At 60.2% G+C, this 23,919-nt stretch carries 17 protein-coding genes; 6 read left to right on the forward strand and 11 right to left on the reverse strand.

Going from position 1 to position 23,919, the window contains the following annotated elements:
• Nucleotides 1-19 precede the first annotated feature (19 nt).
• Nucleotides 20-904, reverse strand: coding sequence for a hypothetical protein (locus HMPREF9452_RS08975; RefSeq protein WP_009141825.1), 885 nt, complete (start codon nucleotides 902-904; stop codon nucleotides 20-22).
• A gap of 134 nt (nucleotides 905-1,038) precedes the next feature.
• On the opposite strand from HMPREF9452_RS08975, the gene HMPREF9452_RS08985 reads away from it, so the two are divergent.
• Complete coding sequence (locus HMPREF9452_RS08985; protein ID WP_009141826.1) at nucleotides 1,039-1,872, forward strand: exodeoxyribonuclease III; 834 nt, start codon at nucleotides 1,039-1,041, stop codon at nucleotides 1,870-1,872.
• Here the strand turns inward: HMPREF9452_RS08985 and HMPREF9452_RS08990 are convergent.
• Complete coding sequence (locus HMPREF9452_RS08990; protein WP_009141827.1) at nucleotides 1,869-3,716, reverse strand: hypothetical protein; 1,848 nt, start codon at nucleotides 3,714-3,716, stop codon at nucleotides 1,869-1,871. The genes HMPREF9452_RS08985 and HMPREF9452_RS08990 overlap by 4 nt on opposite strands.
• Nucleotides 3,717-3,977: 261 nt before the next feature.
• Here HMPREF9452_RS08990 and glmU point away from each other — a divergent pair, with 261 nt between their 5' ends.
• Both glmU and HMPREF9452_RS09000 read left to right on the forward strand, forming a co-directional pair.
• Complete coding sequence (gene glmU / locus HMPREF9452_RS08995) at nucleotides 3,978-5,372, forward strand: bifunctional UDP-N-acetylglucosamine diphosphorylase/glucosamine-1-phosphate N-acetyltransferase GlmU (RefSeq protein ID WP_009141828.1); 1,395 nt, start codon at nucleotides 3,978-3,980, stop codon at nucleotides 5,370-5,372.
• A gap of 60 nt (nucleotides 5,373-5,432) precedes the next feature.
• Nucleotides 5,433-6,419, forward strand: a complete 987-nt coding sequence (locus HMPREF9452_RS09000) for a ribose-phosphate diphosphokinase (protein WP_009141829.1) — start codon at nucleotides 5,433-5,435, stop codon at nucleotides 6,417-6,419.
• A gap of 453 nt (nucleotides 6,420-6,872) precedes the next feature.
• Here HMPREF9452_RS09000 and HMPREF9452_RS09005 read toward each other — a convergent pair whose 3' ends face one another.
• Nucleotides 6,873-7,403, reverse strand: coding sequence for a GNAT family N-acetyltransferase (locus HMPREF9452_RS09005; RefSeq protein WP_009141830.1), 531 nt, complete (start codon nucleotides 7,401-7,403; stop codon nucleotides 6,873-6,875).
• A 235-nt stretch (nucleotides 7,404-7,638) separates the two neighbouring features.
• Here HMPREF9452_RS09005 and pth point away from each other — a divergent pair, with 235 nt between their 5' ends.
• Complete coding sequence (pth, locus tag HMPREF9452_RS09010) at nucleotides 7,639-8,268, forward strand: aminoacyl-tRNA hydrolase (RefSeq protein WP_009141831.1); 630 nt, start codon at nucleotides 7,639-7,641, stop codon at nucleotides 8,266-8,268.
• 17 nt (nucleotides 8,269-8,285) lie between these two features.
• Here the strand turns inward: pth and HMPREF9452_RS09015 are convergent, their stop codons facing one another.
• Entirely contained in the window at nucleotides 8,286-9,026 is a 741-nt protein-coding gene (locus HMPREF9452_RS09015; RefSeq protein WP_009141832.1) for a DeoR/GlpR family DNA-binding transcription regulator, read from the reverse strand.
• Nucleotides 9,027-9,029: 3 nt separating this feature from the next.
• Nucleotides 9,030-10,109 (reverse strand): Gfo/Idh/MocA family protein, encoded by a 1,080-nt coding sequence (locus HMPREF9452_RS09020; RefSeq protein ID WP_009141833.1) that lies wholly within the window; start codon nucleotides 10,107-10,109, stop codon nucleotides 9,030-9,032.
• Between the two features lie 381 nt (nucleotides 10,110-10,490).
• On the opposite strand from HMPREF9452_RS09020, the gene HMPREF9452_RS09025 reads away from it, so the two are divergent.
• Together HMPREF9452_RS09025 and gltA are read left to right on the forward strand one after the other, a co-directional pair.
• Nucleotides 10,491-11,330, forward strand: coding sequence for a sulfide/dihydroorotate dehydrogenase-like FAD/NAD-binding protein (locus HMPREF9452_RS09025; protein WP_009141834.1), 840 nt, complete (start codon nucleotides 10,491-10,493; stop codon nucleotides 11,328-11,330).
• A complete protein-coding gene (gene gltA, locus HMPREF9452_RS09030; RefSeq protein WP_009141835.1) occupies nucleotides 11,315-12,721 on the forward strand; it encodes an NADPH-dependent glutamate synthase in 1,407 nt (468 codons plus the stop codon). The genes HMPREF9452_RS09025 and gltA overlap by 16 nt, the downstream gene beginning before the upstream one ends.
• A 360-nt stretch (nucleotides 12,722-13,081) precedes the next feature.
• Here gltA and HMPREF9452_RS09035 read toward each other — a convergent pair whose 3' ends face one another.
• The 6 genes from HMPREF9452_RS09035 to HMPREF9452_RS09060 form a co-directional block, all read right to left on the reverse strand.
• Entirely contained in the window at nucleotides 13,082-19,225 is a 6,144-nt protein-coding gene (locus HMPREF9452_RS09035) for a Spy0128 family protein (RefSeq protein WP_009141836.1), read from the reverse strand.
• A gap of 504 nt (nucleotides 19,226-19,729) precedes the next feature.
• The gene (locus tag HMPREF9452_RS09040; RefSeq protein ID WP_009141837.1) at nucleotides 19,730-20,476 is read right to left on the reverse strand and encodes a cytidylate kinase-like family protein; all 747 of its coding nucleotides are present in this window, start codon (nucleotides 20,474-20,476) and stop codon (nucleotides 19,730-19,732) included.
• A gap of 162 nt (nucleotides 20,477-20,638) precedes the next feature.
• A complete protein-coding gene (locus HMPREF9452_RS09045; protein ID WP_009141838.1) occupies nucleotides 20,639-21,286 on the reverse strand; it encodes an amino acid ABC transporter permease in 648 nt (215 codons plus the stop codon).
• Between the two features lie 3 nt (nucleotides 21,287-21,289).
• Entirely contained in the window at nucleotides 21,290-22,036 is a 747-nt protein-coding gene (locus tag HMPREF9452_RS09050; protein ID WP_009141839.1) for an amino acid ABC transporter permease, read from the reverse strand.
• 162 nt (nucleotides 22,037-22,198) lie between these two features.
• Nucleotides 22,199-23,053, reverse strand: coding sequence for a transporter substrate-binding domain-containing protein (locus HMPREF9452_RS09055; protein ID WP_009141840.1), 855 nt, complete (start codon nucleotides 23,051-23,053; stop codon nucleotides 22,199-22,201).
• Nucleotides 23,054-23,155: 102 nt separating this feature from the next.
• Nucleotides 23,156-23,887, reverse strand: a complete 732-nt coding sequence (locus tag HMPREF9452_RS09060; RefSeq protein ID WP_009141841.1) for an amino acid ABC transporter ATP-binding protein — start codon at nucleotides 23,885-23,887, stop codon at nucleotides 23,156-23,158.
• Between the last annotated feature and the right edge of the window lie 32 nt (nucleotides 23,888-23,919).

Below are 23,919 nucleotides of genomic sequence, written 5' to 3' on the forward strand. Positions count from 1 at the left end.
TTCGCCTGCAAACCGCTTGCTAGAAATGGGCGCCGTGGGGACGCGCCACTTCTTCATCATCGTCTTCACAGCTGCCGCCTGCCGCCTCATCGGCCGCATCTTCATCCGCAACGTCCGGCTCGACATCAGAAGCCCCCATGCCACCGAGCGCCGGCAGGGCTTCGGCCTCATCATCCAAAGCGGCATCCTGCATAAGACCCTGCGCAGACCCATGCAGGGGGTCAACGTCGACAGACACTGCAGGCAGGGGCGCCTGCGATGCCGCTACGGGGTCCGTATCAAACGTAACGACCGCTCCATACCGAGGCATCCGCCCATCATCATATTTGCCAAACAGATACAGGCCCGCCGCGGCCAGCGCCACGGCCAGTATGGCAAGGATGCCAAAGAAGAAATTGGCGCCAAAGATAAACCTGTTATCCAGAATGTGATCGCCCATATTGAACATCTGCGTTGCCTCTGCGGCGATTGTCAACACGGCGGGCGCGCAGGGGGCTAGCCGCAGATAGCGCTGGTTATCCGTGCGCGCGATGCCCACAAGGCCCATCACGCCGGCAGCGGCGAACAGCACCGCTTGCACCGCCGAATAGATAAGCAAAATCCTAGTGCCGCGCAGCTCCTCTGGAATCTGCGCGGCGCTAATCAGCGCGTAGTTCATGCCCGCCACGCCCAGATACACCACCGCGGCAGCCAACATGAACCAGCACAGGACGCAAAACAGCGTGCGTAGCACGCCGGCAAGGGCCATATGGGGCGCATCGACGCGTGCGTCGTCGGCGACGGCGCCCGCGACCCCAACGCCCGCCGCCACCGCAGGGGCGGCAGATCCGGACTCGTCCGGCTCGATATCATTCACAACGGTCGCTTCATCAACATCGACCGCAGGGGATTCAAAGATGTCCATCCTTGTTCCTTCCTCTCCGGCTGGCAACCGCCGGGTTGGGAAATGGCGCTCGGTGATGTTCTAGTATAGTGTGAGTCACAATTGGTAAACCATGAGAAACTACGTATTTTCCTGCAATTATATTCGGAGGAACCATGACAAACAGCAACGCCGCGCGCACCTGGAAGCTCGCCTCTTGGAACGTCAACGGCCTGCGCGCCGTCCTAAAGAAGGACCCCAGCTTTATCGACATCGTCCACCAGCTTGATGCCGACGTAATCGCCCTGCAAGAAACCAAGCTGCAGGAGGGCCAGGTAGAAATCGACCTGCCGGGCTACCACCAGGTATGGAGCTATGCCCAGCGCAAGGGCTACTCCGGCACCGCGGTCTTTACGCGCGTGGAGCCCCTGTCCGTTCGCCACGCAGACAGCCTGCTGCCCTTTGCGGGCGAAGGCGAGGCGGCAGAGCTCTTAGCCGTCGCCGCAACCGAGGGCCGCGTCTGCGCGCTCGAGTTCGACCGCTTCTGGTTTGTGGACGTCTATACGCCCAACGCGCAAAACGAGCTCGCCCGCATCGACACGCGCATGGCGTGGGACGACGCATACCGCGCCTTCCTTAAAAGTCTTGAGGACGAGACCGGAAAGCCCGTCATCACCTGCGGCGACTTCAACGTTGCCCACAACGAGATCGACCTCAAGAATCCCAAGAGCAACCGCGGCAACGCTGGTTTTTCGGACGAGGAGCGCAGCAAGTTCACCGAGCTGCTCGACGCGGGCTTCACCGACACGTGGCGCAGCCTCAATCCCGATGTAGAGGGCGTCTACAGCTGGTGGAGCTACCGCTTCAACGCCCGCAAGAACAACGCGGGCTGGCGCATCGACTACTTCTTGGTGAGCGATGCCATCGCGAGCAACGTCCGCGACGCGCGCATCCGTAACGATATCTTTGGCAGCGATCACTGCCCCGTCGAACTGGAAATCGAGCTCTAGCGCTCGACGCCCCCGCCGTGGCGCTCGTCTCTATGCTGCGAGCGCCACTCGTCCAAACCCTCGTCCTGCGCGCGGCGACCACCCCGATTGCGAATGTACGCATACGCCGCGAATCCCACAACAAACACCAGCACGCCCACGCCAAGGCCGGCACCGTTGGGCAGCGTGATGCCGGCGAGGCTGCTCGCCAACGTGTCCAGGCCCTCGCTACCGCCAACCGGCGTGGACACCGCGCGAGAGCTGTCGGGCGAAACGGCGATCAGGTGCGCCGAGCCCGCAGAGGGGTTTCCGTTCTCGTCCGAATCTGCAAGGCAAAAATAGACAGAGCCATCGCGCGCCACAACCGGCGCCGCCGAGCTCGCGGGAGCCTGCGCGGCATAGCAGGCAAGGGACGAGACCCCCGACTCCACGCTCTCCGATTCGCCAAACGCCTCATCGCTCGCCGAGGTCCAGGCAAGCTCCACCTTGCCCAACACGCTGCTCGAACCATCGGTCGCCACCTGGCATCGGTACAGATCGCCCTCAAAGGTAACGGCGTAGAGCTCGACGGTTGCCTCGCGCGCGTTGGCGCCGTACGCCACGGCGACCGACGCGGCGGGTATGCAGCGCGGATCCAGCGCGCTGTCGGCATACGCAACGGCGGGAGCCCCCTGCTCATCAACCAGGTCGACCGCGCAAAACCCGCCCTGCACCCCCAGCGCGGCGCCATAACCGGAGCCTTCGCCCTCAAATGCAGACGTCGCAGAGAAGTACGCGCGGCCTCCCAGCACCACCGGGGCCGCGGGAGCCAGCTGCAGCGCCTGACCGCCGGCTCCGCCAAGCGAGCACTCCGACGCCACCGCAAGCTTTCCCTGCTCAAATGCAACCATATACACGGTGGGCGCCGACGTTCCGACAACGAGCACGGAACCCCCGTCCGCCAATCCCGTCATCGCGGCGGGCGCCAAGGCCATCCTGCCCAGAATCGCGCCGTCGAGCTGCAGGGATGACGTAGCTTTAGCGCTTGCGGGGTCAATTGCGCTCAACGTCGAGTCGCCGGGGGCGACCACCAGCGTATTGTCCACATACATCAAAGACGGAGACGCCGCCTTACCGGATCCGCCGGCGCACACGCCGTCGATCATAGCGGCCGCGCCGTCCACGCCCAAGCTCGTCTGCCAAAACAACCCGCCATCAATGGATGCCGCAGAGATGACTTCGCAGCTTACGGGAGCACCTTGCTGGTCCAGAGCAAGCAGCGCCACGTAGACGCCGCCGCCATCGGCAACCACCTGCGACGCCGCGCCCCAAGCAGCCGCGCCCTGCGGCAGCACCGGCGCATCGCTCACCCACGCGATGTCCAAATCCTCGCTCATCATGGCTATCTGGCCCGTTTGCATCACCGCCACCAGGGCGTTGTCGACCACCGCAAGCGAAGATCCGCTGCACGCGGCGGCCGGCAGCGAGACCTCGTCCACCTTATCCCAGCTACCGGCTGCGTACTTTGCAACGGAATCGCCAACCATCGCGTACACGTAATCCGTCTGACCGACCTGGCGCAGCAGGACGCTCGCCGCGCCGCCCGTGGCAAGGCTGCTCGCCTGGGCGGATGCGGGGGCGCTCACGGGAACGGCGCCGGGCACAATGCTGCCCTCAGCCGTGGACGAGTATCCCGACCATGCCGTGTACGCACCATGGAACGCCGCATCTTGCGTCGCGGGCGCGTCGTCTGCCGCCGCAGGGGAGGGCGCAGCCATCACCGGAAACGCCATAGCGGACAGAGCGCAAGCAGGGACCGCGCACAGAGCAAGGGCCAATGCGGCGGTGGACAATATGCGGCTGGTGCCTTTGCGATGCGTTTTCATGTCTCCCTCACAATCCGGCGGCAACCTGCGACAAGCCACCGGCGGCAAATTAGTATCGATAAGCAGTGGCAACGAGCCGGAATGGCTCCTCAAATGCGCAATAGTCTCCTCATTGTAGTATGCGAGCAGCGCTCCTGCGCATGTTGCAATCCGCGTACACAATATGTGAGAAGCCAAAGCAGGCCGTGGAGCTGCGGTATCATCGTATGGCACCGCGCCCAGGCCGTGCCCGGGCGCTCAACCTATCAAACGGGAGCATCTATGAACGCAACCGCAATCATTCTCGCTGCGGGCGAGGGCACTCGCATGAAATCAAACCATGCAAAGGTAAGCCACAAGATCTTGGGCAAACCCATGATCCAGTGGGTTGTCGACGCAACCATCCAGGCAGGGTGCGAGCGCGTCATTGTTGTAGTGGGCAGCCACGCGGACGAGGTCCGCTCGATTCTTGACCAGGCGTACGCGCAATCTTCCGTGCAGGTAGAAACCGTCGAGCAGGCGGAGCGCCTGGGCACCGGGCACGCCGTGCGCGTAGCGCTTGGGGCTTGCAACGTTACATCTGGCCCTGTAGTGGTCCTCAACGGCGACCTGCCCCTTATCCAGGCCGAAACCGTGCGCATGTTTGCCCAGACCGTGGCGGACGGCAAGCTGGCGGCCACCGTGCTCACCATGACCCCGCCCGACCCCTTTGGGTACGGCCGCATCGAGCTCGATGCCGACGGCGTCATCGCCCGCATCATCGAGCAGAAGGACTGCACGCCCCAGCAGGCCGAGGAGCTGCTTGAATGCAACGCCGGCTGCTACGCCTTTGACGGCGCGCTGCTGAGCCGCCACATCGGCGACGTCACCTGCGATAACGCCCAGGGCGAGTACTACCTGCCTGACATGCTTGAGATCCTCAAGTCCGCCGGCCATGCCGTGGGCATCTACCACTGCGAGGACTACCGCGACGGCCTGGGCGTCAACTCGCGCGCCCAGTTGGCGCAGCTCACCGCCATCGCCCGCGACCGCATCAACAACCAGCTCATGGCCCAGGGCGTCACCTTCATCGATCCCGCCCAGGCTTGGATTGGCCCGGACGCCACCATCGGCCGCGACACCGTGGTATGGCCCCAAACCCACCTGATCGGCGCCACGCACGTTGGCGAGGACTGCCAGCTTGGCCCCAACACGCGCCTCACCAACGTGGTCGCCGGCGATCGCTGCTCGCTTGACGAGACCGTAGGCATCGACGCCGTTATCGAAAACGACGTCACCTGCGGCCCGCGCTGCTACCTGCGCCCCGGCACCCACCTGCTCGACCGCGCGCACGTGGGCACGCACGTGGAGATCAAGAAGTCCACCATTGGCGAGGGCTCAAAGGTGCCGCACCTCTCCTACATTGGCGACACAACCATGGGCGCTGGCGTAAATGTCGGCGCTGGTTCCATCACCTGCAACTATGATGGTAAGAATAAGCACGCAACCACCATTGGCGACCGCACCTTCATCGGTTCGGACACCATGATGGTGGCGCCGGTCAACATTGGCTCGGACGCCATCACCGGCGCAGGCGGCACCATCACCAAGGATGTTCCCGACGGGGCGCTTGCCATCGAGCGCACCGATCAGCGCATCATAGAGGGTTACACCGAGCTCAGAAGGGCTCGTCTGTAATATAGTAAGAACGTACCGGCACAGGCAGCCAAGGCAGCAACGAACAAAGGAGCAAGGGAAATGCCGACAACCGATCCCAAGAAGACGGTGGATATGAACAAGATCCTCCGCGTCTATTCGGGTTCTTCCAACCGTCCGCTGGCAGAGAAGATCGCGGGCCTGCTGGGGGTGGAGCTCTCCGGCCTCACGCTCAAGCAGTTCGCCAACGGCGAGATCTACGCTCGCTACGATGAGACCGTCCGCGGCGCCGACGTGTTCCTGATCCAGTCTGTCGCAGGCGCCAACGTCAACGACATGCTGATGGAGCTCCTCATCGCCACCGATGCCGCCAAGCGCGCTTCCGCTCGCTCCATCACCGCGGTTATCACCCACTACGGCTACGCCCGCCAGGATCGCAAGGCCGGCCCGCGCGAGCCCATCACCGCCCGCCTGGTCGCCAACCTGCTTGAGACCGCCGGCGTCAACCGCATCATCACCCTTGACCTGCACCAGGGTCAAATCCAGGGCTTCTTCGACATCCCGGTGAACCACCTCTCCGCGCTGCCGCTGTTTGCCGATTACTACAACGAGATGAACTTCGACACGGACAACCTTGTTGTGGTCTCCCCCGACGTGGGCCGCGCCAAAGCCGCCAAGAAGCTCTCCGACATGCTGGGCTGCAGCCTGGCCATCGCCCACAAGGGCCGTCCGCGCCACAACGCCGCCGAAGTCATGGGCATCATCGGCGACATCAAGGGCAAGACCTGCATCATCAACGATGACATGATCGACACCGCGGGTACGCTCTGCGCCAACGTCAAGGAGCTCAAGGCCCTGGGCGCCGGCGACATCTACGTGTGCGCCACCCACGGCATCTTCTCCGGCCCCGCCATCGAGCGCCTCAACGAGGCCCCCATTGTGGAGTGCGTGGTCACCGACGCCATCCCCGTCGAGACCGGCGGCAAGATCAAGACCATCTCCGTTGCCGGCGAGTTCGCCGACACCATCAAGGCCGTGTATCACGAGCGCTCCGTCTCCTGCCTGGTGGGCGGCGACTTCGCGCTGTAATCAAACAACGTCGAATGGCTTACGTGGCAGCTTGGCCGCGCGCATACAAGCATTTACAGGAGGTCCCAGCTTTACGGCCGGGGCTTCCTTCTTTTTAGCGGCTCTCTTGGCGCAAGAAAGCCCGTTTCTTCTGCTGCGCGCCCTTCTCGCACCAACGATGTGTGCAAAAGTAGAGGATAATTGCATCGATTTTGGAACATGCCAAGCAGGACACTTTTTTCGAGCGCCCTCTATCGTTTTTACTAATTGCTACAAGTTTGCTATACAAAGCCTTTCTTGATAATAGTGCAATTATCCTTAAGAACTGCACAGAGAGCTTCTCGGAAGAAGGCCAAAAGCCATGATTCGCACCTTGTTGATATAGTGAAAGGCCCTAGACAAGACACGTTCTCGTCTATGGCCCCCTCATCGCTTCATTTTGCGGCGCGCAATCCGAAACCCGCACCGCAAGCGTTACAGCACGTACTCCAGCTGGCAATCCATTGGCTCTCGCTGAACAGCGGCCTCGTTGTACTCCTCCGCCTCGACGCAGCCCATGTGCTCGTAAAACGCCTGGGTTTCAACAGCGGAGTGCGACGAGATGTAGAGCTTCTTCACGCCCAGGTTGCGCGCAAAGTCCGCGGCGAGCAAAAAGAGCACCGCACCCATACCATGACGGCGCATATCACTCGAGACGTGCAGGCTAGTGAGCTCCATGTACTGGCCCTCGCTACCAAAGGCCTTGCGCTCGACGGATGCAAATCCCTTCAGCTCATCGTCCACAAACGCACCCCACACAACGCCACCGCTGGCGAGCGTGTTCTTAAGACATTCGACCAGGTAGGAATAGTCGCTATCAGACCAATCATCAATAAACGGATCGGCAAGCACCGTCCACTCACCGTCGACCTTGCGCTTGCAATCGGTTACAACCTGTTTGCGTTCAAAGTGGTCGAACAACTCTACGCCAAGCTCGCTGTTGGTGAGCTCGCGGTACTGCGGCATGGTGAGGATCCTTTCCAAATAAATGATCTTATGTTCACAATAGTATCGTGCAATAGGCAAATTCGACAAAACTGCACGTGTTTAGGCTCCTAACAGTTTTCAGCACAACCGTCGACAGGAGCGATTTTGCATGTAATCGCACCGCCACCCTTTGACAGCCCGTAGCGCCACGGGCAACATAGACTGCACAACATGGAAAGCATGAACACTCTAAGCAACGCATATAGGAGGCAGCATGGCAGCAGCCACGCCTAAAAAGATTCGTATGGTCGCGGGTCTGGGCAATCCGGGCGAGGAATACAAGGACACGCGCCACAACGCCGGATTCAAAGCAATTGACGAGCTTGCTAGACAGGCTGGCGTCACGTATTGGAAAAACCAGCTGGGTGCGGAAGTCGCCACCATCCAGGTGCACGATCCAGAGGCAGAGGGCGGACGCCGCGAGGTCCTTCTGGTCAAACCGCAGTCCTTCATGAACACCAGCGGAGGCCCCATCTCCAAGCTGTGCGCTCAGAACAAGATCACGGTCGAGGAACTGCTGGTTATCCATGATGAGCTGGACATTCCCGAGGGCGACGTGCGCGTAAAGGTTGGCGGCGGGCATGCCGGGCACAACGGCCTGCGCTCCATCATCGATAAGATGGGCAGCCGCGACTTCAGCCGCATCCGCACGGGCATTGGCAACCCTCCGGGCCGCATGGCGGTTGCGGACTTTGTTCTCAAGCAGTTCCGCCCCAAAGAGCTGGAAGACTTCGAGAACACCTGCGCTCGCGCTGCGGACGCCGCAGGCCTAGCCCTTACACAGGGCGTTGTCTACGCGCGTGACCACGTCAACGGCGGGGCCGCCAGCAACGGCAAGCACTAATCCACCGCACGCCCGCGCTAAACGCAGCGAACGCTCGCCACGTCCTCGTACCCCTCGGGCATGCTGGTGGTCAGCACTTCAACCTGGCCCAAAGACGCAAAGCTCACGGGCGCCACGCGTCCAAACTTACTCGTATCCGCCAACACCAACCGGCGTGCGCTACGGGCCAGCGACGCGCGCTTCACCTGCGACTCCTCGCGCTCCGGACTGGTGCACCCCGCCCGCAGGTCAATGCCGTTGGCACCCCAAAATCCAAGCGTAAAGTTATAGCGCTCCAAGGCTTCAAGCGCCTCCGGCCCCACCATGGCAGACGTGGACCCCTTTAGCTCGCCGCCCAGCAGCACCACCGTAAAGCCGCGCTGCGCCAAGGTGAGGCCGTGCACGGCGGAATTGGTCACGTAGAGCGCGCCCTTCTCCGTAAGGCAATCGACCAGCACCTTGGTGGTTGAGCCAGAGTCCACATACACGCAGTCGCGCGGCCCCACCAGCGACGCGGCGTAGCGCGCCAGCAGCTGTTTTTGATCCGCATGCAATTCAGAGCGTTGCTGCAGGGTAAGGTCATAGCTCACGTGCGCGTCCTCCAAGCACACCGCGCCGCCGTGCACCTTGGTAAGCTTGTTGAGACTGTCCAGCTTATCCAGGTCGCGGCGCACCGTAGACTCAGAAATCCCCAAGTCGCAGGCAAGCTGCGCCACCGTCACCGTGCCAGATGCGTTGACCTTCTCAACTATGCGCGCAAAGCGCTCCTCCGCAAGCATGGCCTAGCGCTCCTCCGGGTACACAACGCCCCAGTCTGCGCGCAAACGCGTCATGACGTCCATCACGTCGGCGGCGATGTCTATCAGCCCCGCCTTGGAGGTGTCACCCGCAACGGCGGCCTCAAGATCGGCCATCTCATAGCACAGCGCGTAGGCCTCCTCGCCCGCCTGCACAGTCTCGCGGCGACCGTCTTCCGTCCACACAATGGTCGCGGTATCGGCGCGCGGGTACTCGCTCACCTCGATATAGCACTTGTCAAAGCTGATGACGGAGCGCTTGGGCTGCTTGGAGTGCAGGCTTAGGCTAAACACGCCCAGCTGGCCCTCCGCGTTACGGGTAACAAAACCGCTGGTCTGGTCCACGCCGGTTGAAGCAAGGTTTGCCAGCGACACAACCTCGGTGGGCGCGCTGGCCATAAACAGACGGGCGATCGAGAGCGCGTACACACCAATATCCAGCATGGCGCCGCCGGCAAGGTTGATGTTGTAGAAGCGGTTGGTGAGGTCGCCGTACTCCTTGTAGCTGCCAAAGTTGATCTGCGCCAGGTTCATGGCGCCAAACTCGCCGCTGTCAACGCGGCGCACCAGCTCCTGGTACAGAGGCATGTGCAAAATGGTGGTAGCGTCCATCAGCACCACGTTGTGCTCGCGGGCGATGGCGCGGGCCTCGTCCAGCTCGGCGGAGTTCAGCGTGATAGACTTCTCGCACAGCACGTGCTTGCCCGCGGCCAAGGCATCGCGCAGGTAAGTGATATGCGTGTTGTGCGGCGTGGTGATATAAATGGCGTCGATATCAGGGTCAGCGTAAAGCTCTTCGCACGACTCGTATACGCGCTCAACACCATAGCGCTCGGCAAAAGCCACGGCCTTCTCCTGCGTGCGGTTGGCAACACCCGCCAGTTTGCGGCCGGCAAGCGCCAGCGACTGCGCCATCTGGTTGGCGATCACGCCGCAACCAATAACGGCCCAGCGCAGCTGCGGCGCGCAGAACACATCGGAAGGAAACGGCTTGTCAGCCACGCTTGCAAACGCCGCCTTGGCGGCTGCCGCGGAATCAAGCGGCGCGGCGGTAGTCTGGTCCATACTGCATCCTCTCTCCCATGGGCTCCTTTTCAGGCTCCCCCTGTGGACGAGAATCCCAATCACTTCTGGTCGCCCACATATTCTGTGCTCATTATTGCTTATTTATGACGTTTTTTGGAGGGAGGAATTTGGTAGAATTGGCATGTTCTTCCAATTTTCATCATCTCCGATCAGCATGCCGCCAGCAGCATCACCCACCGATTCGCGTGGTCGCGTTGGCGGGTTTGCCTGTACGGTCTATACAAACCCCCTTACGCCAGGGGGTATACTAAACGCTGTATGCGTGTTTGTCGTCTAGCACGCATAGCCATGCATTCGTTTGCAATTTGGAGCATGCGGCAACGCTTGTTTTCGCATCTCCAGAAGGTAGAGAGGGGTTCTATGTTTCAGATCCTGAAGAAGACGCAGTTCTCGGAGAAGGTCTTCGAGTTCCGCGTCCACGCCCCGAGGATGGCTAGGAAGGCTCACGCCGGCCAGTTCCTCATGGTGCGCATCGACGAGACGGGCGAGCGCGTGCCGTTCACGTTCGCCAACTGGAACGCTGAGGAGGGCTGGATCGAGTTCATCTTCATGGTAGTTGGAAAGACCACCGAGTGCCTCTCCCAGCTCAATGAAGGCGACTACATCCAGGACGTCACCGGACCGCTGGGCAAGCCCACGGAGATCGAGGGCGATTCCGTTGCCGTCGTGGGCGGCGGCGTTGGCCTGGCCATCGCCTACCCCGTTGCCCGCATGCTGTGCGAGCAGGGCAAGAACGTCTACGTCATCATGGGTGCCCGCACCAAGGACCTGGTTATCCTGCACGAGCAGTTCGACGCGCTGCCGCTGGCCGGTCTGTACGTCACCACGGATGACGGCACCATGGGCGAGAAGGGCGTAGTAACCCTGCCCCTGGCACGCCTGTGCGAGACCGATGCCATCGACCACGCCTTCTGCGTTGGCCCCGTTCCCATGATGAAGTTCTCCGCCAAGACCTGCCGCGAGCACAAGATTCCCATCATCGCCAGCCTCAACCCCATCATGGTCGACGGCACCGGCATGTGCGGCTGCTGCCGCGTCGAGGTCAACGGCGAGACCAAGTTCGCCTGCGTCGACGGCCCCGACTTCGATGCAAGCGCCGTTGACTGGGATGACCTTGCTCATCGCCAGGCCAGCTACCGCACCGAAGAGGCCGAGTCCACTACGCGTCACAAGGAGGACTGCGCATGCCACAGGAAGTAAAGTATCGCCCCAACATCGGCGCTCCCCGTACCGCCCCCAACGAGGAGCCGGCCGCTGAGCGCGCGTGCGATTTCCGTCCCGTCGACACGGGCTTTACCAAAGAAGACGCCATCGCCGAGGCCAACCGCTGCCTCGACTGCAAGAAGCCCCTGTGCATGGAGGGCTGCCCCGTAGGCGTCAACATCCCGGGCTTCATCCGCAAGATCCGCGAAGAGGACTGGGGCGGCGCGCTCGAGACCATCAAGGGCGACAACCTGCTGCCGTCCGTCTGCGGTCGCGTGTGCCCGCAGGAGAACCAGTGCGAGGGCAAGTGCATCCTGGGCCGTAAGGGCGAGGCAGTCGCTATCGGCCAGCTGGAGCGCATGGTTGGCGACATGGCCTCCGAGGTTGGCCGCGCACCCGTCTGCAAGCCCAAATGCGGCAAGAAGGTCGCCATCGTTGGCTCCGGCCCGTCCGGCATCGCCTGCGCCGGCGAGCTTGCTCGCGAGGGCTTCGACGTCACCGTCTTCGAGGCGTTCTTCACCGGCGGCGGCGTGCTTACCTACGGCATCCCCGAGTTCCGTCTTCCCAAGAAAATCGTTAAGCGCGAGATCGACGGTCTGGAGCAGCTGGGCGTAAAGTTCGAGTACAACTCCGTCGCCGGCCGCCTGTTCGACGCCGACGAGCTGTTCGAGGAAGAGGGCTTTGACGCCCTGTACCTCGCCGTGGGCGCTGGCCTGCCGCGCTTCCTGCACGTTCCGGGCGAGAACCTGCCCGGCGTGTACTGCGCAAACGAGTACCTCACCCGTACCAACCTTATGCACGCCTATGACTTCCCGGTCTATGACACGCCCATTCGCCACGGCCGCGACGTGGTAGTCTTCGGTGGCGGCAACGTCGCTATGGACGCCGCCCGTACCGCCCTGCGTCTGGGCGCCCAGAGCGTTACCCTAGCCTACCGCCGTACCGAGGCCGAGATGCCCGCGCGCCTGGCCGAGGTGCACCATGCTAAGGAAGAGGGCGTCAAGATCCTCGAGCTCTCGAGCCCGCTGCGCTTCCTGCCCGGCCCCGATGGCTTTGTTTCCACCATCGAGCTCGAGCGCATGGAGCTGGGCGAGCCCGACGCCTCCGGTCGCCGCCGCCCCATCCCCGTTCAGAACTCCGAGTTCGCCATCCCCTGCGACGTCGCGATCACCGCTATCGGTACGCGCGCCAACCCCTTCGCCGAGCTGTGCGCTGACGTCAAGCTCAACCGCTGGGGTCTCATCGAGGCGGACGAGGACGGCCGCACCTCCAACCCCAAGGTTTGGGCTGGCGGCGACATCGTCACCGGTGCCGCAACCGTCATCCTCGCCATGGGCGCTGGCAAGAAGGCCGCTGCCTCCATCAAGAAGGAGCTGCTGGGCGAGTAATCGCCGCGCGCCCCTTCGCGCCCGCATGCAACGGCTAGCGCCAGGCACCTGCGACTCACCTGCCACACGCTAGCCGCCAACGCATAACGCCCGCTGGTTCGCAATCGAGCCAGCGGGCGTTTTCTTCTAACGTCAATTATCGGCCGTTTTTTGACGTTAGAATCACTCAAGCCCCGCTAACGTCAAACAGTTGACGCCATAAAGGCGTGGACGAAGACCCCTTCCTACTCCTCTTGGGATAACGCGAGAATACGGGGCCGTGCGCTCATCCAAAAAGGAAGCCATGTCTCCATGGCTCCCTTTGAGATTGATTAGTTTGTTTGCGTGTGCCGCGACCCGCTAATGGACCCCGGCGTCGCACTACTGGCCGCCACGCCCTTGCCCGCGCTTTCGCACCGTAAGCCAAACGCCCGCTGCGATGCCGGCAACGCCAAGCGCGGCCACTCCCAGCACAACTGCCATAGCGATGTCACCGGTTCCAGGCAGCCCGGGCTTGCAGCCGCCCTCGCCCTCCTCCGCATCGCCCTCGCCCGGCCTCTCTGGGTTGACAGGCGTTTCCGGGTCGATGGGCTTGTCGGGATCGAGAGGCGTATCGGGGTTGTCGGGATCTGGCGCCGGGTCGGGATCAGGTTCGGGATCGACAGGTTTGTCAGGGTCTGGATCCGGGTCGGGATCTGGGCTCGGATCGACCGGCTTGTCGGGGTCGGGATCGACCGGAGGGCCCGGCACCTCGCCCGTATCGTACACGTTGGTGAAGTGCGCCAGGTTACCCTGCGGGATATCATCCACCTCAACGTAAGCGATTAACTCGCCCACGCCCAGCTCCTTTACCTCAACCTTAACCGCGACCTCCCGGGTTGAATACGTCACGTCTTCCAGCGCGTTGACGGGCTTCACCTCGCGCACGCGGTAGATATACGTACCGGGCGCGTAGAACGTCACCGGCTCAAACCCAAAGCGCTTTACACCGGCAACAACCGTCCCATCATCGTCCAGATAATCAGGGGAGGCATCGGTCACATCTGTAGGCTGCGGCAAGGGCATCGCATCAAAAGCAGCGCCGGAAGTCTGCGGCCGCCGGTCATCTTGCCCCTGGTAGGAGACGCGCTCCATCACAAAGTCGAACTTGTCGCCCTCCTGCCACGCCCGGCCCTTAAGGTGCTTTGTGAGCGTGCACCACTCGTCCGTCAGAGTAACCGGCGCGGGCGAGTAGCTGTTGGCAAACGCGGCAACGCGCACATCGTCGCCCGCCTCTGGTTCGCCATTGGCAGGGTCATGGCTGTACAGCAGCGTCTTGCACGCCGACCCATCAGACTCGCGCACCTTGTAAAGCTCCGCCTTAAGCGCGAGCGCACCCATGCCGTTGTCGACGGGAGTCAAGCGATACTCATACTCCGTACGGTCATACACCACACCCGACAGCGCGGAAGCATCGCTTTCAGGACTCGGCACGCGCTCGCGGATTCGATAGGCGAACGTACGACCCGCGTCGTCCTGCGTAAAGATCAGGTCCTCGAGCTTGCCCTCCATAAGAGCGACGCCATCCGTGGCTCTAGGGTTGGTAAACGCCTTGTCAGACTCGTTCAAAAGCTTCGCCTGCGCGGCGTCTGCATCTTGTTGGGTGCCCTCGCCCAGTGCGCCGGCAATCTCAAACGTGAACTCGCCTGGATGGAGATCGCGTCCATCAAGCGTCTTCTTCACCGTAAGGCCCAAGCCGTCACTAGTGCAGAATGACTGGTGCACATTGGTGAATACCGCACGCTTTGCGTCTGTGGACGAGGAACCGTTGTCGTACACAACCATCGCCTTCAACGTTGGCGCGCTCTGGTTGTCACTAGATTCAGCCTCGATGCTCACCTTGACATACGTTGTGTGCGCATCGTACGTCATACCCGGCTTAGCATCGCCTGCAGATGGAATAACCTCGTTGATTGCAAACAGATACTCGCCAGCGCGAGAGAACGCAAGGTTAGGGAATGCGAAGTCTCCTATGTAGGTTGGCGAGTCACCCTCTTGATCAAGACCAGTCACCTGCGCCCGCAGCTTCCAATCTGCACCGGAAACGCTTGCAGAAGAATTGGACGAGGTCAAGGTGATCGCTCCTCTCACGATAGCCTTGGCAGTTACCTCATCCGCAGCAGCGAGGCTAAATTGATAGCTCTCACCTTCAAGCAAGTCGCGGCCACGCAATACCTTGGTGCCGGTCAGCCCAACCTCAACGGGGTTCGCGCGAAACTCGTTGTGGAACACCGCCTCGGATACCTTCTTGTCATCCGTCAGACTGGCATCGTCACGGCCATCCATCTTGTAATAGGCAACGTCCACCTTAACGCGCGGTTCCCCGTCTACGGTTTCCGATCCAACCGTTGCGCGCGCAATATAGCACGTAGGGTCATAGGTCATGCCATCAACCGTGTAGTTGTTCTCCCTTGTCGCCTCAGCCGGAAGATTCTCGTAGAACTTATAGTCAAACGACTTGCCAACCATGGCGTTAGAGAACAGCGCCTGGCGAGCCTCTATAGCAGTGCCCTTGTTTTCAATCTTAAAGGTCATGTCCTCCGTTGCCACGGCAGGTGCACCGTCTTCACTTGGAATTGGATTGCCCTTCGGCACTTCAACCGTAAAGGAAAACATGTTGTCTTCCAAAGGATTCACGCCGGAATGGTCGATATAGTCCTTCCGCGCAGACGGTGCATATCCTACCACCTGCTGATCAAACGTATTGACAAACCGTGTTTTATCGACCGTCTGGGGCTGCTCGGGCGCGGAGCCCGCATCGTCCACCAGCTGCTGGATCGCTGGGGTGACAGCCAGCTGACCGTTGCCGCTATCCGTAACGGTCAGCTCTACTTTGTAATACGCAACCGAATACGTCACGCCTGGCAGCGGGCTATCTGGACGAAGCTCCCTTACACCATACGTATACGTACCGGGCAGGTTAAACGATATGCTGCCAAACGCACCTTCTAACCTCTCTGCCACATTCGACGCGGCTGTGGACGACGAAGGCTTGATGGCGAGCGCGGACACCCCGTCGATGGCATCGCCAGGCATGGGAGCGTTATCCCAACCGTAAAGCTCAAAGGTAAATCCGTCCTTCGCTATACCCCATTCGCTAAAGGTCTTCTCAACGAGAATCTGATAGCTGCCGGCTGCACGGTACTCGTTGGTAAACGACGCCCGAACACCAACCGCACCGATGGTTCCCTTTACATTTGAACTCGCGATCTGCTTAAAGCCCAAAGGCTCAGCAAGAGCGATTTCGCTCTCCTGCCCATTGGTTCCCGCGGGATCAAAATCAATCTCCTCTACCGTATAGCTCGCACCCTGCGGCAAGCCGTAAACCTCCAACATCTGGCCATCGTGCAGATAGAACTTGCCATCATTTGCCTGAATGTTCTCAAACGTGTGGACGCAATTGGGCACGCCGTCGATATTCTCCCAAACAGAGGCCTCATACGCCCCATCAAGAGGCTCGCCCTTAGCATCCGTCAGCGCAAGCTTCATCCAAAACTGCTTGTACGGAAGCGTCGAGCAGGACTCCCCCTCGCTTCCGGTGGCGGTCGGCCCCACCAGACCGGGAGCGATTTGGGCATGCTTCTCTACCGTCAGGCTTGGCTGACGCTTGTTCTGAACCATTACGCAGGTTGCCCCGGTGTAGAGCGATGTAAGGTCCTTGTCGCCCAAGTCAACCCAATCTGCATTGCCGTAGCGCCGGGTAAAACCTGGATCAACGCCAGCCATATAGGCGCCGTTCTGGCGGACGCGGCACATAGCAAGGCCCTCCGGCACAATGTATGCGATTTGGCTTGCACTGTTGGGCATGTTGGGGTCCGCACCGTAATCCAGCACCTTGTCCGTTGCTCCATACGTAAGCCACAGGTCGTCGCTTGAATTCGTATCCGGCTGCCACGGAATTTCAAACGTACCGTCAGAATTCACCTTCACAGAGCTGGACGCAGCGGTGTCGTACGATGCGAGGACGTCGTACAGCGTCATGTCGATGTCATCCGCCGCAGCAAACTGAGACATAGAATCAACCAGCGAGCCCGTACTCACCATTGCGGTGACTCCGTCGGTCTTTGTACCAGCGTCAACGTGCACGCCCTGGGCGTCGACCAGCACGCGCGTTGCCGTTTCATTTTTCACGTAGCCCGCCGGGGCCTTGGTCTCAACAAGATAGTAGATACCAGGGTCGAGAGGCCCCATGTAACACAAGCCCTTGCCTTGAACGGGCTGATCATCGCCCATTGTTTCCGTTGTTTTCCTTTGCACGGGCCGAGCCGTTGGCTTGGGCTGCACAGCAGAGCCCTCATCCTGCATGTCCTGCGCCCTATAGAGGGAGAACTCGGCTCCGTTAACTGGGCGCTCGCGCTCGTCCACCTTTTGCACTGCAAACACGTTGACGATATCCGTCACATAGAGATTCGCTGCCGTCTGGCGCTTAAACTGCGCGCCCGGCAGACGATGCGTGTTGCTCGTGCTGATCTTGCTTTGATCGACCTTGCCACCAGAGACGGCCGTGGTGTAGTAAAAGCCCACTGTGTACTTAGCGCTGCTGGCATCGCCCTTCATAAGGTAGTAATACTCCGGATTGCCTGGCATGTCATCGATGGTCAGCGCGTAGGTTCCGTCCTTATCATCGTCCTCAAACGTGTAGATCTGAGCATCGCGCAGCTGCGACACGTTGGTAACGGGATCGGCGGACATCTTCCAGCCCTTGTAGTTATCGCCAGACAGGCTATGCCACAGCGAGTTCACTTCACCCTGGTCCGCGCCAGAACGGCGGTATATAACCGCAAACACCGCACCATCGTCCACCTTATACTGAGGACCCTGACCCGCAGACGTGGTCGCGGCTCCATATACGTAGTCGCCCTCTATGCCCAGTGTCTGCTCTGCACGTGCGTAGACGCCGGAGTCCCAGTAATTATCCGAAAGGATGAAGCCTAACGTTTTATCAGTAGCGCTTACCCGGTACTTCAGCCTGCCATCAGGGCTTGGCCTGTGACCCGCGGGCGCCACGCGCTCGCGCAGTACGTAGCGTGCGTATCCCTTGTCTGCATAGAGCTTCATGAAGCTCAAGGGGCTGCCATCGCCCAGCGTGAACGTAAAGCGACCCGCGGCATCTGTGCGACCCGTAGCCAGGGGCGCGGCGTCAGGCGTCAGCGAGTAGTTAGCGTCCGTTGCGTACAGATCAAATACCGCGCCCTCTACCGGTCTGCCCATCTGGTCGACCTTGGTCATGGTGCTCTCCGGCACGCTCACCAGGTTGAACTTAAGGGCCATATTCGAGTTGTTGTTTCCACGCTCCAAATAGTAGAACTGCAGCGTGTGGTGCGTTCCGTCGCGAAACGTATCGCCCGAGAAATCGCCCTCTGCGAACTTGTCGCCCAGCGCTTGCTGAAACATTGCCTTAATGGTGGTGTCAGAATAAACCGTAGGACTGGCGGCGTTTGCACCGCTGCTGCCGTCGTACGTGTAGACCCTACCGGTATGGAAGTCGATGCTAAGGCCTACGCGATCGTGGATGCCACCCACATCGCCCACCAGCACGCCGTCGATAAAGACCCACACATCATCATCACCGGTGAACTGGAACTTCATGTCTTCGCCGTTAGAAGTTTTGCCATCAGTCGGCTGCATAAAGTTTGTAGTGAGTTGCGTGCCAAAGTAATGGTGCATGACGGGACTGTACGAGCCCACTTTTTTATTAAACGCCAGCTTGCCGTCAGCCGTTACACCCTTGGTAAACACATCGCCCGGACCGTTAAAAGGAAAGAACTGTCCAAGTTGCTTATCGCCCAGAGCGGGAGAATGGACCGCCGGGGCGTCGTAGAGCACAAATGAGTTGGCCTCTTTGTTATACGCGGCATAGTTCTGCTTGCTGTTGTAGTAGTAATAACCCTTTTCATCAAGCTGAAGCAAGCCGGAGGTATTTTGATAGGCGCGCTTGCCATCGAAGCTGGAGCCGTCGAACAGGTAGTTGAGCGACTGGTCCTCCGTTTTCTTTCCAGTGACGCCGTAGTCCCTACCAGCGGTGATATGCGGATAGCCATCCTCTCCCAGCGTATTTTGGACAATACCGGCGCACGGCCCCTTCGCCGACCCCGTCCAGCCATTGATGTGGGAGCCGTTGACGTTTTTACCGAATTTAAGGTAGCGATCTGTCCCTTGCGCAGCATTGATACCCATACCCCGATATCCGCTGAGGCCCCCATCGGTATCATCCTTCGCGGTTTCGCTGACAAGCCAGTAGTCGAACAGGTCGAGACGGACGCCGCGGGGCGACACCGTATCCGTTACCTCATGCTGCTTGAACACGTCTTCCGCTTGATCTTTAACAGCGCTATCCGCCCATACCTTAACAAAAGGCGCTAGCGGCAGAACGGCAGCGGCGATAGCCACAGCGGCCGTGATTGCTTTGAACCTGCGACTGGACCCAAGCGTGAACCCCTTTTGACGCCAACGTGCGGTAAAGGTTCGATTGCCATCGGAAGCCATATGCAATTCTCCATATCTACCCGCTAAGTACTTTTAAGCTGCGGTTGGGATAGAAACTACTAGATATTGAGGGACATTAGCATATGGGAACGTTTACATTTATCGCTCTGACCAGCAGGAAGCATCATTTTTGACGCCAACGGCCAAGGTGTTAGGCACAGGTATTGCAACTATGCGACCACATTTGACACCCTATTCATTTTCGTCCAAATAATATGCGCTGACGCATTGTTATACCCCCTGTAGGAATGAAGGGTATAAAGGGGTATAAGCCTTGCGGTCCAAGGCGGGCAGCAACGCTTTTTTAATCCGCGCAATATCGACGATAGGCGGCGGCGCGATGCGGACGGCACTCCCTTTGCAGTTCTCGTCAAAAAAAACGCGCCCACATAAAGTGGACGCGCATTCAGTGTGTCTGGGATGCATATACCGCAATTTAGGAGCGCCGGCGCTATCGCAAAACGGTGGATGAATAAACACCGGCGCGGCGATACGTGGCGGCCTTTAGGCCCTGGTCTCTACGGTGGCGTTGACCGTAATGGGAGCGTCCGCAGCGGCCTCCTCGGCAACGCGGGCGACCTCCTCCTCATAGATGCCCAGCTCGCGCAGCTTGGCGTTGTAGGCAGCGGCGATCACGTCCACGCAACCCTGGCGGCCCAGCTTGGCGCGGTTGACCACAATGTCCTTGCCGTCGGTCATCTTCCACTTGCCAGCAGAGTAGCGCTTGTAAAAGGTCTCGCGCGCCTTCTGCATCTCACGCACCAGCTTGGCCCCCTCGTGCTTGTTAAGGCCGCGCTTTTTGCGGACGATCTCCACGCGATCGTCGAACGGAGCGGTCACCAGCACGGCGATGTGGTTGGGGTTGTTGCGCAGCAGGTAGTCGGACAGACGGCCCTCGATAATGCAGCTTTGGGTGGCGCCCAGATCCAAGATTACCTGTGACATGCTGCGGAACAGCTTGTCGGACAGCGTGCGTGAATCCACACGATCGGGCAGAAACGCCATGAACTCGGCAGCCATGCGCTCGTCATAAGCGGCCATCTTATCAACGGACTCGCCCGTGCGCATGGCGGAACGCACCAGCAGCTCGTTGTCATACAGCGGAATGCCCAGCAGGGTGGACAGCATCTTGCCTATCTCATGTCCCTCTGCGCCAAAGTCGCGAGCGATGGTGATAACGACGGGCTGGCCCGCGCGCTCCGCAGCCTCGGCAGCCACGCGCGCCTCGATTGCCTGCTTGATGAGTCCCATGGAAAGCTCCTTAGATAGTGAGCGTACAAGTACCCTGCTGGACGCTTGCCTGAATGGCTTCTCGTCCACATCGAGTCTAGCGCATTTTACGAAGCGGGCGCGAAGCGATTGCCCAGTGGCTCATCGTCCGCGCCCGTGAAGAGAACTATGCCGATATTACGGCTATGCAGCGACCACGCGACGCTGGTATGCGCGCACCAGCAGCGAGATGCTGAAGTTGAGGGCGAAGTACAGCGCGAACACAAAACCGTAGAGCATGAGCACCTGACCCAAGTTGGTGGTCTGCGCCATAACAACCTTGGTGGTGTACATGAACTCGGCCACGTTGACACCGGCCAGGTACGAGCTGTCCTTGATCACCGTGGTGCACTGGCTGAAGAGCGCCGGGATGATGGTCTTGAACGTCTGAGGCAAGATGATGTAGCGCATGGTGGCGAAGAAGCCAAAACCCTGGCTGCGCGCTGCCTCAAACTGGCTGGCGGGAATGGAGTTGAATCCGCCGCGGACGATCTCTGCCATGACGGCAGAGGTGAAGATGGTGAATGCCAAAACGGAGATGAAGACGTCTGAGCCCTTGACCGTGAAGTAGATAAAGAGGATCCACAGCAGGTTGGGGGTGCAGCGGAACAGCTCGATGTAGGCGCTGACTATCCAAGACAAGGGACGCAGCTTGCCGGTGCAGTACTGCTTGACCATGGCCAGGATGGTGCCCAGGATGAGCGAGAAAATAATAGCGAGAACGGATATCTGAATGGTCTTGAAAAAGCCGTTCATGATAAACGTCATGTTGGCGGCGTTGAACAGTTCCATGGATTACGCCTCCTTTGCGGGGTCGGGCGTAATGCCGGGAATCACCTTGGCGCGCGGACGCTGCTTGGAGCGGCGCTCCAGGTACTGGACAAGAATTGCCAGCGGGAAACAGATGATGAAGTACATGAAGCAGCACAGGATGTAGCCCTGCAGGTAGCCATACGTGGAAACAAAGTTGTCCGCGTTGTACATAAGGTCGCCGCCGGCGATGAGCGCCAGGACGGAGCTGTTCTTAACCAGGTTGAGCGCCTGGTTGCACAGCGGCGGCAGGATGATCTTGAACGTCTGGGGCAAGATCACGTAGCGGTACGCCTGCACGCGGGTGAAGCCCTGCGACAGTGCCGCTTCCATCTGTCCACGCGGAACTGCTTCGATACCGGTGCGGATGACCTCGGCGATGTATGCCGCGTGGTACAGGCCCACGCCCATGAAGCCCAGGACAAACGCGGGAATGCGCACGGGCATGGCGGCGCCGGTGATGGCCTGCAGGATCTGCGGGCCGGCCATGTACATGAAGAACACCTGCACCGGCAGCGGGGTGTTCTGGTAGAACTCAACGTACACGCGGCTGATTGCGCGCAGGATGCGCGAGCGCGTGGTGGAGAACACGCCCAAGATGGTTCCCAACACAAGGGAGAGCAGCAGGCCGGCGATGACCACCTGCAGGGTAAAGGCAAAGCCCTCCCACAGCGGACCGCTTTCGGCCAGCGTCAACTCCCATCGCGCGGGATCGAGGAGTCCCTCTAGCATATAGATCCTTCCAACGTGCCATTATCGTACTGAGCGTCCGGGCAGATGGCTCCGCCCGGACGCACCGTGTTTGCGGACGAGAACCCGCGGGTGCACCGCGATCACGGCAGACGCGCCGCCACATGCGATGCGCGGCAAGGGTCCATCGTCCAAAAAATCTAATTAGAGCAGGTCCCAAGCCTTGATCTCTTCGTCCAGCCAGCCGTTCTCAAGCAGCTCGTTGACGGTATCGTCGACGGTCTTGGAAAGGTCGGAACCCTTCTTGGTAGCGATGCCGTAATCCTGAGCGCCAAACTCGATCTCGGGCTGGAGCAGCTCGCAGTCACCGGTGGTGTAGCCCTTGAGGGTGGAGCGGTCCATGGCGAACGCATCGATGTTGCCGGCGTCCAGGGCGCTCTTGATGGACGGGTAATCCGGGAACTCCTGGAAGCTGGGGGTGGCGTCGACGCCCTGGTCCTTGAGCATCTCGCCGACAAGGTCCTTGGTGGTAGAGCCCTGGGAGACGCCGATGACCTTGCCGTCGAGGTCGGCCATGGACTTCATGCCGGCAGCCTTCTTGACCAGGATGCCCACGTGGTCGGTGCGGTAGGGCGTGGAGAAGTCCCAATCCTCCTGACGAACAGGCGTGATGGTGTAGGTAGCGCAAATGATGTCGAGCTGGTCGTTGTCGATCAGCGGACCGCGGGTCTTAGGCGTGACGTCGGTGAACTCGACCAGCTTCTGCTCCTTGGCCTCATCATAGGAGACGCCAAGGACAGCAGCGGCGATCTGGTAGCACAGGTCGATCTCGAGACCCTCGTACTCGTTGGTAGCGGTATTGAGGTAACCGTAGCCGATAACGTCCTTCTTAACGCCGGCCTTAAGCTTGCCGCGGCTCTTGATTGCCTCGAGCTTGGAGGACGTGTCAGAGGAACCGGAGCCTGCGTTGCCGCCGCAACCGGCAAGGGAGCCGGCGCCGGCGATGCCCAGGGCGGCGAGACCGAATACCTGAATAAACTGACGACGATTCATATCCATGGTGGTACCCCTTCCATTGGTACTACGCTCGCGTGCCGGCCGCGCGGGCGGCATGCGACTGATAACTATTGATGGAAATCGAGTGAGATCCCCTTGCACGGGTTAGTGCAGGATCTTGGCGAGGAAGTCCTTGCAGCGAGGGTTCTGCGGATTCTCGAAGAAGTGATCGGGCGTGCCCTCTTCCAGGATCTGACCATCGTCCATAAAGATGACGCGGTCTGCCACCTGGCGGGCAAAGCCCATCTCATGCGTGACGCACATCATGGTGATGTTCTCCTGCGCCAGCTCGATCATAACGTCGAGGACCTCCTGGACCATCTCGGGGTCCAGAGCGGAGGTGGGCTCGTCGAAGAGGATGATGGGCTGCTTGGTGCAAAGGGCGCGGGCGATGGCTACGCGCTGCTGCTGGCCGCCGGAGAGGTTCTGGGGGTATTCACCGGCCTTGTTTGCCAGGCCGACGCGCTCGAGGGCGGCCATGGCGATCTTGTTTGCCTCCTCCTTGCTCTTCTTTTGGAGCTTGATGGGTGCCAGCGTGAGATTGCCCAGCACGGTCATGTTGGGATACAGGTTGAACTGCTGGAATACCATGGAGCTGTACTTACGAGCCATCTCCAGGTGGTTCTTCTTGGTAAGCACGGTGCCGTCGATGACCACCTCACCGGTGGTAGGCTCCTCAAGGAAGTCGACGCAACGGATGAGCGTGGACTTGCCGGAGCCGGACGGACCGATGATGACCAGCTTCTCGCCCTCCTTGACGTTGAGGTTAACGTCCTTGAGGACATGCAGGTCGCCAAAGTACTTGTTCAAGCCTTTGATCTGAATCATATCGGCCATAGATGTTTCCCCTCCATACTGCCAATGCAACG

This window comes from Collinsella tanakaei YIT 12063 (assembly GCF_000225705.1).
GTDB lineage: Bacteria > Actinomycetota > Coriobacteriia > Coriobacteriales > Coriobacteriaceae > Collinsella > Collinsella tanakaei.

What these genes read in the sequence shown, in the direction of transcription:
- HMPREF9452_RS08975 (WP_009141825.1), bottom strand. Translation starts at nt 904, where the DNA reads ATGGACATCTTTGAATCCCCTGCGGTCGATGTTGATGAAGCGACCGTT.
- HMPREF9452_RS08985 (WP_009141826.1), top strand. Translation starts at nt 1,039, where the DNA reads ATGACAAACAGCAACGCCGCGCGCACCTGGAAGCTCGCCTCTTGGAAC.
- HMPREF9452_RS08990 (WP_009141827.1), bottom strand. Translation starts at nt 3,716, where the DNA reads ATGAAAACGCATCGCAAAGGCACCAGCCGCATATTGTCCACCGCCGCA.
- glmU (WP_009141828.1), top strand. Translation starts at nt 3,978, where the DNA reads ATGAACGCAACCGCAATCATTCTCGCTGCGGGCGAGGGCACTCGCATG.
- HMPREF9452_RS09000 (WP_009141829.1), top strand. Translation starts at nt 5,433, where the DNA reads ATGCCGACAACCGATCCCAAGAAGACGGTGGATATGAACAAGATCCTC.
- HMPREF9452_RS09005 (WP_009141830.1), bottom strand. Translation starts at nt 7,403, where the DNA reads ATGCCGCAGTACCGCGAGCTCACCAACAGCGAGCTTGGCGTAGAGTTG.
- pth (WP_009141831.1), top strand. Translation starts at nt 7,639, where the DNA reads ATGGCAGCAGCCACGCCTAAAAAGATTCGTATGGTCGCGGGTCTGGGC.
- HMPREF9452_RS09015 (WP_009141832.1), bottom strand. Translation starts at nt 9,026, where the DNA reads ATGCTTGCGGAGGAGCGCTTTGCGCGCATAGTTGAGAAGGTCAACGCA.
- HMPREF9452_RS09020 (WP_009141833.1), bottom strand. Translation starts at nt 10,109, where the DNA reads ATGGACCAGACTACCGCCGCGCCGCTTGATTCCGCGGCAGCCGCCAAG.
- HMPREF9452_RS09025 (WP_009141834.1), top strand. Translation starts at nt 10,491, where the DNA reads ATGTTTCAGATCCTGAAGAAGACGCAGTTCTCGGAGAAGGTCTTCGAG.
- gltA (WP_009141835.1), top strand. Translation starts at nt 11,315, where the DNA reads ATGCCACAGGAAGTAAAGTATCGCCCCAACATCGGCGCTCCCCGTACC.
- HMPREF9452_RS09035 (WP_009141836.1), bottom strand. Translation starts at nt 19,225, where the DNA reads ATGGCTTCCGATGGCAATCGAACCTTTACCGCACGTTGGCGTCAAAAG.
- HMPREF9452_RS09040 (WP_009141837.1), bottom strand. Translation starts at nt 20,476, where the DNA reads ATGGGACTCATCAAGCAGGCAATCGAGGCGCGCGTGGCTGCCGAGGCT.
- HMPREF9452_RS09045 (WP_009141838.1), bottom strand. Translation starts at nt 21,286, where the DNA reads ATGGAACTGTTCAACGCCGCCAACATGACGTTTATCATGAACGGCTTT.
- HMPREF9452_RS09050 (WP_009141839.1), bottom strand. Translation starts at nt 22,036, where the DNA reads ATGCTAGAGGGACTCCTCGATCCCGCGCGATGGGAGTTGACGCTGGCC.
- HMPREF9452_RS09055 (WP_009141840.1), bottom strand. Translation starts at nt 23,053, where the DNA reads ATGGATATGAATCGTCGTCAGTTTATTCAGGTATTCGGTCTCGCCGCC.
- HMPREF9452_RS09060 (WP_009141841.1), bottom strand. Translation starts at nt 23,887, where the DNA reads ATGGCCGATATGATTCAGATCAAAGGCTTGAACAAGTACTTTGGCGAC.